The organism is Ureibacillus yapensis, from assembly GCF_003515775.1.
GTDB lineage: Bacteria > Bacillota > Bacilli > Bacillales_A > Planococcaceae > Ureibacillus > Ureibacillus yapensis.
In genome coordinates, this window is sequence record NZ_QWEI01000009.1 from 52,224 (window position 1) to 65,805 (window position 13,582).

At 33.9% G+C, this 13,582-nt stretch carries 14 protein-coding genes and 1 pseudogene; 5 read left to right on the plus strand and 10 right to left on the minus strand.

The window, feature by feature from the left end; all coding sequences use genetic code 11:
* Positions 1-434: 434 nt before the first annotated feature.
* Complete coding sequence (locus tag D1B33_RS14515; RefSeq protein WP_158582995.1) at positions 435-1,004, minus strand: hypothetical protein; 570 nt, start codon at positions 1,002-1,004, stop codon at positions 435-437.
* 713 nt (positions 1,005-1,717) lie between these two features.
* On the opposite strand from D1B33_RS14515, the gene D1B33_RS14525 reads away from it, so the two are divergent.
* Positions 1,718-2,368, plus strand: coding sequence for an SDR family NAD(P)-dependent oxidoreductase (locus D1B33_RS14525; protein ID WP_118877126.1), 651 nt, complete (start codon positions 1,718-1,720; stop codon positions 2,366-2,368).
* A gap of 447 nt (positions 2,369-2,815) precedes the next feature.
* Here the strand turns inward: D1B33_RS14525 and D1B33_RS14530 are convergent, their stop codons facing one another.
* Complete coding sequence (locus D1B33_RS14530; RefSeq protein WP_118877127.1) at positions 2,816-3,391, minus strand: TetR/AcrR family transcriptional regulator; 576 nt, start codon at positions 3,389-3,391, stop codon at positions 2,816-2,818.
* Between the two features lie 289 nt (positions 3,392-3,680).
* Between D1B33_RS14530 and D1B33_RS14535 the strand changes: the two genes are divergently transcribed.
* Entirely contained in the window at positions 3,681-4,361 is a 681-nt protein-coding gene (locus tag D1B33_RS14535; protein WP_118877128.1) for an NAD(P)H-dependent oxidoreductase, read from the plus strand.
* 517 nt (positions 4,362-4,878) lie between these two features.
* Here the strand turns inward: D1B33_RS14535 and D1B33_RS14540 are convergent.
* Positions 4,879-5,820 carry a zinc-binding dehydrogenase gene (locus D1B33_RS14540; protein WP_118877129.1) on the minus strand — a complete coding sequence of 314 codons (942 nt, stop codon included), beginning with the start codon at positions 5,818-5,820 and terminating at the stop codon, positions 4,879-4,881.
* A 166-nt stretch (positions 5,821-5,986) separates the two neighbouring features.
* On the opposite strand from D1B33_RS14540, the gene D1B33_RS14545 reads away from it, so the two are divergent.
* On the plus strand, positions 5,987-6,580 hold the full coding sequence (locus D1B33_RS14545) for a TetR/AcrR family transcriptional regulator (protein WP_118877130.1): 594 nt from the start codon (positions 5,987-5,989) through the stop codon (positions 6,578-6,580).
* Between the two features lie 219 nt (positions 6,581-6,799).
* Here D1B33_RS14545 and D1B33_RS14550 read toward each other — a convergent pair whose 3' ends face one another.
* Both D1B33_RS14550 and D1B33_RS14555 read right to left on the minus strand, forming a co-directional pair.
* The gene (locus tag D1B33_RS14550) at positions 6,800-7,057 is read right to left on the minus strand and encodes a hypothetical protein (RefSeq protein WP_118877131.1); all 258 of its coding nucleotides are present in this window, start codon (positions 7,055-7,057) and stop codon (positions 6,800-6,802) included.
* Between the two features lie 196 nt (positions 7,058-7,253).
* Complete coding sequence (locus D1B33_RS14555) at positions 7,254-7,673, minus strand: DUF4181 domain-containing protein (RefSeq protein WP_233549493.1); 420 nt, start codon at positions 7,671-7,673, stop codon at positions 7,254-7,256.
* A 437-nt stretch (positions 7,674-8,110) separates the two neighbouring features.
* Here D1B33_RS14555 and D1B33_RS14560 point away from each other — a divergent pair, with 437 nt between their 5' ends.
* Positions 8,111-8,248, plus strand: a complete 138-nt coding sequence (locus tag D1B33_RS14560) for a YjcZ family sporulation protein (RefSeq protein WP_118877133.1) — start codon at positions 8,111-8,113, stop codon at positions 8,246-8,248.
* A 483-nt stretch (positions 8,249-8,731) separates the two neighbouring features.
* Here D1B33_RS14560 and D1B33_RS14565 read toward each other — a convergent pair whose 3' ends face one another.
* The 5 genes from D1B33_RS14565 to D1B33_RS14585 form a co-directional block, all read right to left on the minus strand.
* The gene (locus D1B33_RS14565) at positions 8,732-9,298 is read right to left on the minus strand and encodes a DUF2812 domain-containing protein (RefSeq protein WP_118877134.1); all 567 of its coding nucleotides are present in this window, start codon (positions 9,296-9,298) and stop codon (positions 8,732-8,734) included.
* A complete protein-coding gene (locus D1B33_RS14570; protein WP_118877135.1) occupies positions 9,285-9,602 on the minus strand; it encodes a PadR family transcriptional regulator in 318 nt (105 codons plus the stop codon). Before D1B33_RS14570 ends, D1B33_RS14565 begins: the two co-directional genes overlap by 14 nt.
* A gap of 331 nt (positions 9,603-9,933) precedes the next feature.
* Entirely contained in the window at positions 9,934-10,626 is a 693-nt protein-coding gene (locus D1B33_RS14575; RefSeq protein WP_118877136.1) for a stalk domain-containing protein, read from the minus strand.
* A 391-nt stretch (positions 10,627-11,017) separates the two neighbouring features.
* Positions 11,018-11,404 carry a hypothetical protein gene (locus tag D1B33_RS14580; protein WP_118877137.1) on the minus strand — a complete coding sequence of 129 codons (387 nt, stop codon included), beginning with the start codon at positions 11,402-11,404 and terminating at the stop codon, positions 11,018-11,020.
* 402 nt (positions 11,405-11,806) lie between these two features.
* A complete protein-coding gene (locus tag D1B33_RS14585; RefSeq protein ID WP_118877138.1) occupies positions 11,807-12,631 on the minus strand; it encodes a hypothetical protein in 825 nt (274 codons plus the stop codon).
* Between the two features lie 147 nt (positions 12,632-12,778).
* Between D1B33_RS14585 and D1B33_RS14590 the strand changes: the two are divergent.
* Positions 12,779-13,209 (plus strand): annotated as a pseudogene (locus D1B33_RS14590) (divergent polysaccharide deacetylase family protein).
* Positions 13,210-13,582 lie beyond the last annotated feature (373 nt).

Below are 13,582 nucleotides of genomic sequence, written 5' to 3' on the forward strand. Positions count from 1 at the left end.
GGTTCATTCGTTCGATTCCACAGCAATACTTAATTTTTGTAAAATACTGTATAGTGGGGGTTACAGTGGATTATATATAAGCGTGGAGCCGTCAAAAAAGGTATAGGGAGAATTTGTTATAGATAAGAGAGAAAACAATTTTGTTTGTTGTTAAAAAAATGTCGTCCTTAGCGGCATTTTTTATTTTTCAAAAATTATTTCAATCACTATTCTGTTGTTTAAAAAGACTAATATAGAGTTCAGGCAACTTTACTTTAAGCTTCTCCTCTGCAATTTCAACTACTTTTTTTGTATTGGTTAAATCAGCACCATAATATGGCCTTTTAATAAAAGCGAGCGCTGATCCTTATTACAGAATCGCGCCCTTGATTTAACGTAAACTATTTACAAATATTATGAACAATTGTATTAATATCCTCTTTTAATGAAGAGGATTAATTACTTTCTAGATACCATATATCGGTTGGCGCTAATCTTTTCAACCTCCAACCTTCTTTTTCATAGGAAAGAGAGAAGGCTATTAAATCACAGTCATTCAAGCAACTTTCATCCTTGTATTGTAAAAAATATCGAACACGTAAAAACCTATCTTCATCAGAATAAATAGACTCCATTAATTGGAACTCCCGATTATACCGAGCCTCTATTGATTGTTCAGCCTCTTGAAGGAGCTCAATTTTTGCCTCATCAACTTGTTTGCCATACAACAAGCGATTTTCCAACCAGGTTGCAGTTCCTGATAAAACTTCCAAAACCAAATAAAACAATAGCCAAGCAGCGAAAAAATAAGCAATAACTAAACCATATACCGCCTTTTTCTTCCGATTCACTAAGTATATGTTCAATATGGGAAGGACTACCGCAAAAAGAAGAAAAATTGGTAAAAAGACTGCTGCGAAAAACAATAGTTCCCAAACACGATTAGCATCCGTAATTCCTATATATATAATAATGATGAACAGGTATATCCAAATTATCAGTGTACTAAGTAAAAAATTCATCACATTGAAACCCTACTTTCAGGTTATTTTCATAACAAAATTCTACTATGAAATTGGACTCGATTATATTGTTTTTTGTACTAAAAATATTTTCTTATCCTCTACTTTGAAAATATCCAGCACCCTTTTTTATCCTGATACCCTACTCTCTTATTATTTCTTGATAGTTTCATAATGATGGTTTAACCAATTCTACCGCACCTATAATTGAATAAGAAAAATGAGCTGCACAAGCAACCCTTGGTAATATTTTCGACAGATAGCTGCACAAATGAAAACTGGCGCATATTCTTCATCAAGAATAGCGCCCGATTGCTGAATATTGAAAAATGCGAAAGGGCTCCAAAGTTATTCTCGGTTACTTTCACAAACATCCCCAATAGTAAGTGGTTCTGTGATTTCACTGTTCTCGTTTCCCCTATTTATGGGTGCAACCCTTGGGTCGATTATAGTTATGGGTATATTGAAAAAAAGTAGCTATCCTTTATCTTTTAAATTGTTAGCACACTTGTTAGGAATAGGATTAATTGCCTCAACTCTCATTAAAAGTTGAGACAGGTATAATCAAATTTTTTTACATATTATGATAAATATAGTAATATAAAGAATCGAACTATTGAATTTTTAAATTTCTGAAAAATGTCCTTTTTATAACATAACGCAGTATGAATTGTTTTGTTTATTGAGTTTACTAAATTCGTAGGGAGGATATGAAAATGAATAAAAAGCTTATCGTCGTTATTGGAGCCGGTCCTGGTGTCGGAAATCATGTGGCAAAAAAATTCGGTGTTAATAACTTCCGTGTAGTCCTGGTCTCCCGTAATCAGGTAGCACTTGATCAATATGTGAAGAAGTTAAGCTCGGAAGGAATAGAAGCTTACGCCGTTGAGGCGGATGCGGCAAGTCCTGCATCACTAACAGAAGCTTTTGACCAAATCAAGAAAAACTACGGTACAACGGATGTGCTGGTGTACAACGCTGCAATTGTGAAAGGCGGAAAACCAACTTCCCTTACGGCGGAATCCCTTGTATCTCATTTTCAGGTGGACGTAGCCAGTGCCTTGCATTCTGCACTACAAGTTATCCCGGAACAAGTAGAACAAAAAGCAGGAACAATCCTCTTGACGGGTGGAGCAGCGGCGCTGTATCCCTCGGCAGACTACACTGCTTTGAGCATAGGCAAAGCAGCGCTACGCAACCTAGCATTTACTCTGGCTGAAGAACTAAAGCCTCAAGGCATTTTTGTCGGAACTGTTACTATTGCGGGAGTTGTCGCTCCGGGCACTCATTTTGCGCCTGATTTAATTGCAGAGAAATATTGGGAACTATATGAAAAACGTGAAGAGCACGAAATTGTATACAGCTAAGGCTAATGATTTCTGAGTCAAAAACCTTCGTGTTATAGAACATAAAGTATCACTTCAAAAGCTTGGGAACAAATGACCTCTGTTGGTTCAACAGAGGTCATTTTCCTTTTTAATTGTGCAATTTCGAATCCGAGAGTAGCCAAGGAATAACTAACAATGCTAATGAAAATGCCTTTTCAAATCAGCTTCCTTCATTTTTTATTATTCATCTAGCTAATTATTTTTTTGTTTAATTATCATGGAACTGAGGGTGTTTAAGTGCAATTTTTCACAATACTATGCTGATGTTAATACAAGTATTCATTCTTGCTTAAGAGTCTTATTTCATTAAATGGCCCTTTCATGAAGAAAGACGCTTTCCTTATTTAAGAAAAGCGCCCGATTGTTTAGTAACGCTTACTAAGATAAACGGATATTGTAAAAAAATACATGGTTAATAATCATCCTTTAAAATGATATTTCCGTCACTATAAAAGGCAAGGCTATTTTAATATATTGTTCTGCTGATAACGAACTATTATGTTGCCAATTCACTAAGGCTCCGTATATTCCCCAACTTAACACAGCGGCACCAATTTTTAAGGTTTCCGAATCTAGCTTAGACTGTTCTTTTAAAAGGAGAGAATAAAATACTTTTTCCAATTCTTTTTTTACTTTTAGTTCAATTATTGAACTAAAAGATGCATAACTCCTTCTACATTGTGTGTTTAATTGTGTAGTTAAGTTTGTATGAAATTTAGTTAATGTAACAAAGATCTTTACAATAGACTCTTCATTTAACTGATTATAATGGCTCAAGTTGTCCACAATGTTCTCTAATATATCTTCTGCAATGACAGCATCCATTAAGTCGTATTTATCTTGAAAATGAGAATAAAAAGTAGCACGATTAACGGTTGCTTCATCTGTAATGTCCTTTATCGTAATATCCTTGAAATCTCTTTTAATAGTTAACTTTAAAAAAGCATCCATTAATAGTCTTCTTGTTCGAGTAATACGAGGATCAACTTTCGTATCTTGCATATTTATACCCCTCTTTCTAGAGATAAACTACATTTTTCTTTATTTGTTGTTTAAGCAATAAAACGCCAAAACTGATGATTGAGAATAAATGAATTCTACTTTAGAATCAATTATACAACATCTGTTGTTTAAGCAAAAGGTGTTAGATTCTACATTTTTATTTGACAACTAGATGAATAGGTCAAGCTCTTTAAAGATAAGGAAAATATAATCGCATCATATTTTCTTATCTATGGAATGCTAATAAAGGCAGGCTTACCTAAAAACAACTAAGAAGGAGTGTTTGAACATGACACAAAAAGTAGTAAAAAGACAAGAAATTCTTGATGCGTTTAATTTTAGACGTGCTATAAAAAGATTTGATCCAACAAAAAAAATCTCAGAGGATGACTTTAATGTAATCTTAGAAGCAGCCCGACTCTCACCAAGTTCATCTGGCTATGAGCCTTGGAAATTCCTCATTATTCAACACCAGGAATTCAGAGAAAAGCTAAAAGAAATTTCTCCAGGAGCACAAGGTCAACTACCCACTGCGAGCCATTTCGTTATCATTCTTGCAAGAACAATCAAGGATACAAAGTACGACTCAGAATATGTAAAAAATCAATCGCTTAATGTTATAGGATATCCTGCTGAAATGTATGATCAAATTAAAGACATGTATAAAGAATTCCAAGAAGATCAACAAAACCTCCTAGTAAATGAGCGTACAATGTTGGATTGGGCTGGAAAGTCAACCTATATTCCCTTTGCCAATATGATGACTGTAGCAGCTTTACTAGGAATTGACTCTTGCCCAATAGAAGGGTTTTATCGTGATAAGGTACAAAAGCTTCTTGAGGAAGAAAACTTACTGGAGGATGGTCATTTAGCTGTATCGGCTATGGTTGCATTTGGATACCGAGCAAATGAGCCTGAATTCCCTAGAGGAAGAAAAGACATGAAGGATATTGTGCAGTGGATTAATTAATGATTTCGGATAAGAGAGTTCTTAAATAACAGATGCTAAGAACTGTAGAAACTAATCTACAGTTCTTTTCGTTCTTTAGCTAAAATGCCCCCATTGTTAAACAAAGATAAAACATTGTACTTAAATTAACCTGCCCCTTTACTTCATAATCTTATTTATTAAAATATCAAGTCTTATTCCATAAAATGCCCGATTGTTGAATAAGCTAAAACAACCTTCAACAAAATTGAAAAATATCGACCCTTAACTTGAAGGACAACTAATGGAGCATAAAATTTAGATTTTATTATAGATAATTAGATAAGTGACACTTATTCAACAATAGCGCCCGATTGTTGAAGATTGGTATTTAACTAAAGCCCGCGTTAGCACAAGATATTAGTGATATCTAAACTAAACCAAACAAACCATCCGTTTTCTTTACTTTTTGATAAAAAAATTAGAGTCCCATCCAATGGAACTCTAATTAGAGAGATACTATTATAATTTAATTATTAAGAAAGTATCTTATTGTATATTAGTTATCAATTACGGCAACTAGGCGTCCAGTTACTTTATTATCAGCTAATTGTTGAAGACCTTCAGAGATTTCATCAAATTTAATTTGATGTAATAGTGGTTTTACATCACCATTACCAATTAACTCTAACACTGCCTTAAGATCATCAGTAGTTCCACCAATTGAACTAGCCATAGTCAATGACTTTGTAACAAATTTAAATATATTAATTTTTCCTTCAGATGCACCAAGTCCAATTAGCACAACACGTCCACCTGGTCTAACAGCTTCAATCGATCCTGAAAGAGTTGCTTCAAACCCTGCAAAATCAACTACTACATCTATATCTTCATCAGCAAGTTCTCTTACATCTTTAACACAATTTTTTACGCCAAATTGTTCAGCTGCTTTACGAGATTCTTCTTTTATATCAACACCATACACAGTAGCTCCAAGTCCTAAGGCAATTTGAGCACCATACAAACCAAGTCCACCCAAACCAACAATAGCTACTTTATCCCCCTCTTTAACTTGCCCAGTAACTGATAAAGCGTGAAAAGATGTCATACCACCATCTGTAGCTGAAGCTGCGCTAATAAAATCTACATTATCAGGTATTTTTACAACAAATTTACTTGGTGATACTGCAAATTCGGCATACCCACCATCTGTAGCTGAACCAGGTGCATCAGCTCCTGCCCTTACTGCAACTCTATCTCCAACTTCGAAGTCTGTAACACCTTCGCCAAGTTCAGTTATTACTCCTGCAATTTCATGACCAAGAATCATTGGAATTTTACCAAGGGACGGAGTAGTAACACCTTCTATAACTCCTACGTCACTATGACAAAGCCCACTAGCTTTTACTTTAATCTTAACCTCATCTTTTCCAGGAGTTGGTTCTGGTACTTCAATCAACTCTAATGGTTTATTAACTTCTGTGAATTGCCAAGCTTTCATGTTAAATCTCCCCCTAATTTTCAAACGATATGTAATCGTTTTCATTGTTTATACACTTAAATTATATTTATTATAGGAACGCTTTTCAAAGCATATATAAGCATAATTTAACACTTCATATCAATATGCTAAGAAAAGTTAGTATAATGAACAAAGGGGGGATACAATGTTAAAAAAGTATAAGTATTTAGATAAGAGAATTATTAAAACAAAAAGACTATTAAAAAATTCATTTTTACAATTACTGCAAGAAGAAGAGTTCGAGGACATTTCAATTACTAGCATTGTAGAAAGAGCAAGAATAAGTCGTGTCACTTTTTATAATCATTATGATAATAAAGAAAACTTATTAAATGAAATAATAGATGATGTAATAACTGACTTTGTAAATGCTTATCGGGAACCCTATCAAACATTAAAAAATTTTAGTATAAAAGATGTAAAAACAACTTCATTACGTGTGTTTGACCATGTTTATCGCAATGCAACTTTTTATAAAGCAATTGTACACTCTTATCTTTTAACTTTTTTTTCAAGTCAATTGACACTAGCTATAAAAAAATTAGGGGAAACGGATTTTAGAGTATCGGATTCTAAAATAAATCATGACTTATATACTACCTATCTAGCTTATGCCATTCCAGGATTAATCATTGAATGGGTAAAAGATGGCATGAAATATTCTCCAATTTATATGTCAGAGCAACTAATGAGTATTATGATAATGTCACCGGAGCAAAGAATAAAAAAATTGCCATGAGATAATTATAAAATCCCAAACTACAAGAAAGGTTATTTCGTAGTTTGGGATTTCCGTAAAACTTGTTAAACTAAACTGCCCCTTTAGTTTAAGTACATTTTTTCACAAACTCACCTAAATATTAACATAATATCCAGATTTATTGAAGTGTTATTCAATAATATGGCCCTTTAATTGAACAAGAGCACCTATTCTTTTTCAAGAATTGCGCCCTTTTCTTTAAGAACTAGAGATAAAATGCAGAATTGCCAAGTAAGCTAATGACATTAAACTTAGCATGAAAATAAAAGATGCTAGGAGTAAAAGTCTTGACTTTTTATTCATTACTGTACCATTTTTAAATGAGGTAGAGAATCCTAATAACGAACCTCCTAAAATCGCTATTAATCCAAACAACGGATCAATCATGCTTCCCATCCATATACCAATCATAAAAAGCGATAAAGCAAAAATCGGAAAAATAATATTTACAACCATTTTGGTATACCACCCTATTTAATTCTAAACTAATTTAGAACAACGTCCCCATCCATCTACTACATATAAACAGCGTAGCACATTCTCATTATTCATCTATATACTTTTTTGTTACTCTACAATCTGGCCATATTGCTGAAAAAGGCACAATTCCTCTTCAAGAATCGCGCCCGATTGTTGAATATAGAATTTTTTATCAACCAAACAATCCAAAAATGTCAGTCGAAAACACCGAAAGTAAAAATATTGATATTATCACTAATTGAATAGCCGAAAAAATGTAATCATTCTTGTTTTCTGCGTATCTCTTCTCCATAATTACTCTAACTGTTTCAGACACAATAATAAAAACAAATAGTAGGATATGCGTTTCTAAAAACCAAATTCGCTTTAAAGGATCACGGTTGATGTTTATGAAAAGACTGATAAACAAAAAGAAAATGAAAATAATTCTAATGGTCCAATCAATTTTTTTGTGTTTATCATTTACATGGTTATAAGAAAATAATTTTTTCTTTTCAACATTAAGCCATTTTCTCAAAAATTTATTAATTAAAAAGAGAAAAAGTCCAAAAATAGACAACATTAAAATTAACTTTGCTAAAAAATCCCCCACGAACAACCGCCACCTAACAATTAACTCTTTTTTTGTCATCTTTCTGTTCCAATTATTTCAAACTTACTTATTCAAGACAATAACCATCTTCAAGAAAGTTGCTCGCTTGTTGAAAATAAGTTAAATACCACTCTTATACTAACCTGCTGCATTAGTTTAAGAGTAATTACACCCAATTCATCTTTTGGAAACTTTTCATAAAAGAATTTATTCAATTAAATGGCCCGATTGTGAAAGAAAGTGATTTAACAAGAGTCGCGTTTTTTTTTAATCTATCGAACAATCTTTGAATAAGTAGTTGTGTTTGTTCCTTTGCATCTTCATTCATAAGCTTTTAGCAGCGAAGCGCTGTAAATAACTGTTTAAAAACTCCGCAATTGTACCAGTTCGTTTAGAGAGAATCTCATAAATTATATAGTGTTAAGGGGGTGAAAATTATGGGATGTTATGATTCCAGCAATGTAGGTGGATCTTATGATTATGGTCGCAAACACAACAAAGAATTCGTTTTGATTGTTGTACTATTTATTCTATTGATTATCGTTGGTGCTTCCTTTATGAAGCATGACTACTAATTAATCTTGTCCGCCACCGCAAGATTTCCCGTCACCTAAATCTCCCCATTCCCGAACAAAAGCGCTCTAACCGGAGCGCTTTTACCTTTATTTACTACGAAGAAACACTCCTTAGTCGTAACTTAAAGAACTAACCTAAAGATCGCTTCTTCTTTACATAAATCTCCAAATTCCAGTACCAAATGTTATTCAATATGGCTCTATAATGGAAAAAGGCGATCTTCTTTATTGAAGAATCGCGCCCGATTGTAGATTTATATTATCTATTGACATTATGAACCATCATTCATTTAACGGTATAAAACAATTAATAATTTATTAAATAGCCCCAACCATAATCTCTCAGGAGAACTACTGTTTTAATTGCACTTTTTTATTTACCAAATACTTAGTGTGCTTCTTTTCTTCCCCTAAAGTACCCGACTGCGCTACATCGATTACTACTTTGAGTCAAAAAAGTTCGCAGATAACCTCCTCGCATTGTTATTCTTTTAACATTGAATACTTTCGATACGCTTTATAGTAACTGATACCATAGAAAACAGCCATAATGGCGGGAAGCAACCGCAAAAGGGCAAATGGAGTTTCAAATAAAAATGCTTTCCAGAATAATGAGCCTTCCATACTCCAAAGACCTTCAGCTAAATATAAACCTGAATCCTTGTATAGCATATAAGAGAACAGCAAAAACACGATAGCTAAACCAGATGAATACCCCATCAACCTCTTATAATAATTACTTCTGGATTGGCGATCCGAGAAGATTTGATTTTGTCCATCATCTTCTTTTTGCCAATATTGTATTCCACCAAGCCAGGAGCCTTTTATATGATTCCAACTGAAGTCTTCATATATCCCTTTGTACTCATTAAACTTTTTCTTTGGTAAATAATCTTGATAATCCAGCCGCATCACATATTTCTTGTCGGTTTTTTCGAAAGTGTATATGCCTAATCCGCTAATATTTGTACAACGGTAGCCTTTTTGCAATTGCTCGTTCAGCCATTGTTCTTCTTTTTCGATATCAAAAAACGTTTTACACCTCTTCATTGGATTCACTTCCTTCGTACAGAGATAATATATGCAATAACCTGTCTTGCTCCATTTTCAAAATGGCATTTCCTTCCTCAGTAATCATATAAACTTTTCTCCGGCCTGATTCTCCAACGGGTTCAATCCAACCATGCTTATTCAAGTTTTCAATCGCACCATACAATGTTCCAGCTGCTAAATTAACCGTACCGTTACTTATCTTTTCGATTTTTTGCATGACGGCATAGCCGTGGAGCGGCTCCCGTAAAGCTAATAAAATATAATGCATCGTTTCAGACAACGGCAACAATTTATGTTTCATATTCTCAACCTCTATTCAGTTCGACTATATAGTTCAACTTAGCAATAACATAATACAGTTCAACTGAATAGTCAACAAGATTTTATAATCAGTTAAAGGAACTTAAAGTAAAAGATTGATAACAGTGAAAAATCAATCAAAAAAGTCGCTTTCCTAACGTAAGGGAAAGCGACTTTCTATCTAGTCTTACTTAATTTAAATGGCCCTTTTCATAAAAAAAGGCACCTTTCTTATTTAAGAAAAGCGCCCGATTGGATTATTTAACAAATAGCCGAAGATGAAGCCCCCACAATTCATTTCGTTTCCGTATCTTTTGTGTTGATTTTATCTTTTATTGAATAAAATGAGGATCTAATACCCCTAGACCGCCTCCGACAATTTCTAATCTCACTTTTGAAGCACCTTCAAAATTAACATTAACCTTCGTCTTTTCTTTAGTTGATCCACTATCATAAACCAATTCATCATCTGCATAAATTTTTAAGGACCCTGCTCCATATTTTTCACCTGACTTTTTAACGGGTGCTAAATAGGTTTCGAACCCGATGTACTTTCCATTAGATGAGTATTCACCTGTACCATCTTGAATAGCTCCTGCTCCATGTCTTCCGCCAAATTGGTATGACTGTTCAAACCTTTCTCCCGTACTAATAACGATTTCAGCTGGATTAGAAAATATACCAAAGTCATCTTCAGAACTAATCGGTTTTACATCCTTTAAAGGGATGAATTTTGGAGCATCGCCAATATAAATCGATTTTGTCTTTCCATCCCATGTCACTTTCTCTCCCAAAGATTCTGAAATAAATCGGATTGGGACGTATGTAGTGCCTTTATAAATAAATCCAGATTGACCCTCAGCCGGTACTTTTTCCACCTTATCTACATAGTAATTAATAGCTTCTTGGAATACGCTGATTTTTTTCAAGCTACTTGCCGCTTCTGTTGTTGTGAGGTACGTAAAGGTCAAACCTCCTAATACAAAAAATACCAAATAACTTGTTACGATTAATAATTTTTTCACAAAATCACCCCTTAATACATCATTTATAGAAAATTATACCATTTTATTCATTCTGAACATACTATGACATTAGCTTTATTTCATTTAATAACACTTTACTGTTGAGGAATTTGATAACGGTATCGTACGTGTAGAGCAAGTAATCTATAATTGGAATGATAGAAATAGCGACCTACAAAGACAGATAAATCTTGTACAAGAAGATGGTTCATGGCAGATCGACCATGCTAGTTTCTAGTTTCTATATTACAGAAGAGAGATTTTAATTTTTCAAATTACAATCACGCCCGATTTCCTAAAACTGAAAAATATATAATTTACTTTTGTTGAATCTAAGCCTAATAAATGCAATTAGCCTCGAATACTTGAAAGTATTCGAGGCTTGTACACTTTACTTTGATATTTTGAAAGGCAGCAGTATATCTTCATCTGTATAAGTAGCGAGGTATTCCCCTCCTAAACTCATCTTCGAACAAGTAGCATCATCACATGTAAAAAGAAAAGTCTTCTTAGTTGTTTTTACCTCAATCTCCATATTGAACGGAAAATGCCCACCCGTACTTTTGTTTATACTAGGTGCAAGAGCAATGACGTCCGAATATTTTGCGATATGCTGGTAATCTTCGCTCTCAACCGTTAATTGTGCCATCTGATTTAAATAAATTTGTTCTTCCTCGGTTGGCTCGTACCAGAGGTCCCAAAAAAACCATTTCCCAAATAGATAAAAATTTACCGATAAACTAACAACCAAAACACCTATAACTATCGTCTTCTTCATAATCCCACTCCATTTATCTTATGTTCATTTAAAAACAAATATAAAATAAGTTATATTTAGTGTAATTTTACACTAAATATATAATTTGTAAAGTGAGTTTTAGAAGAAGCTGGTCTAATAGGTAATTAAAATAATTTATACTAATAGTTTAATGCTCTTGGTTTTAAACCCTTTAGACTGCGTTCCACCACAGCCTGCCCCTTTAATGAAAAACATCGCTAGACGAAAGCACAAGTGGGGTAATACTTTCAAAATCTTCACCCCCAGTGCGTGTAAATGACAGACCCAGAATAATACTCTGGATGAGATATTCTTCTTCATTTAAACAAGTATAAGTATCTTTTAAGAATCATCCTTATCCATAGTGATTGATCTAAAAAGTTTTTTTATTTTTATATTCCTTTAAATACGACTATCTTTTAAAAACCGGATACTATCTATTTTCCATGCATCTGCGGGGGAAAAACGGAATAAGTAAATATCCCCTTTAAAGAACTTTTTTTCTGCATTATTATTTACCCATTCGATTTCGACTGGCACTTGAAGACTTATTTTATCTACTAAGTCTTCAACAGGGAAAATAGATATACGTTTCAAATTTATATTTTCAATCGATTGAATATGCTCTTTCCAGTCAATTTGCTGAAGGGAAATGGTCGAGATTATCCGGGAATCCTGCTGCTTAATTCCAGCTACATATGCATTAATTAGTTCAAACGGGTCTGCGCCGGCAACATACTCTTCAAGTTTGCCTGCTGCTTTTAAAATCATTAGTTTATGTGATAAATCCATGGAGTTTGTGCTGTGGGTCTTACTTCCATAGAAATGGATGCAAAAATGACCAGGAAAATTATTATCTAATGCACCAGCACCATGTGGCATCCCATGCATTGAAGCCGCAATCCATTGATCGCGATGAATGACTATAATAGCTCTTCGTTTCCAGCTCCATTTGCCGCCGTATATCTCTTTCATTATTTTCGTATCTTTCGAAGTCAAGGGCTGAACGTCCGCATGGCGGTTACCCGCACGTCTCTGCACCTTAAACTTTTTCCCTGTTTCCACATCCAATACTGTAAACTCGCTGTACCTTGGCAAAATCCCATTCACTTTTTCCCAAGGGAGCATTTCAATCTGAATGCCCACATTTTCATCTTTTGCTAAAACATAGGAACAGTTAATAAACAAGATAATTGTTAAAAGAATGACTGTAATAACAAATCGCATTTAGTTCACTCAATTTCATTATATTTTGAAAAACCTTAGCATACAGAAAGTTTTCCTAAAATAGTTGGATGTATTCATCACTTACTGTAATTATTTAAAGAACAATGTGAAGTTCTAATACGAATTGAGGAGTGATGAGATGAAAATATGGAGCCGAAAAAAGGGAAGAAAAGTTGGCTTGGTCCCGGCGCAATTACTACTGATTTAACCATTAAAGAAATAAGGAAGCGTGTAGAGGCTGCAATTAAAGATGTACCTCACGCTGTCGGAATGAATCATCATATGGGATCAAAAGCAACAGAGGATGAAAGAGTAATGAAAATGTTCTAGAGGTATGCAAGGAGAACGGGCTTTTTTACCTCGATAGCAAGACGAGGCGAAAAAGTGTCGTCGGTAAACTGGCCAACGAAATGGGTGTCCCTTATTTGGAAAACGATCACTTTTTTGATCTTTTATACACAACCCAACATATTACTGAACAAGCAAAAAAACTGGAGGGGAAATTAACGGAATATGAACAGCTAGTTGCCATTGGTCATGTGGGGGTTTCAGGATCAATGATGGTTAATATTTTATAAGAATATATTCCCATATACGAAAAAAGGGCGAACATTGTTTCATTGTCAGAATTAATTCCAGAAAATAAATTGATTAAATAGAGGACCGACTTAATAAGAGTAGGTTTACTGACGCTTAATTCCTTTGCCATCTGCTAATAAGGTACTTTTTCGCTCACGGTGTTGCTTTGAAAGTTTGATTAAAAACACCTTATAAACCCGTATTTTACGATAAATAAGAAGAATTCATTTTGAAAAAAAGATTGATCAAACCCAAATTCATCTCGAACATCTTGTCCCATTAAGCAGAAATAATACCATATTCATTTATTATATCTTCATTCAGAATTCCCTTAACTTTATTCCATTTGCTGTTTCCCATAATTTCTTCTTT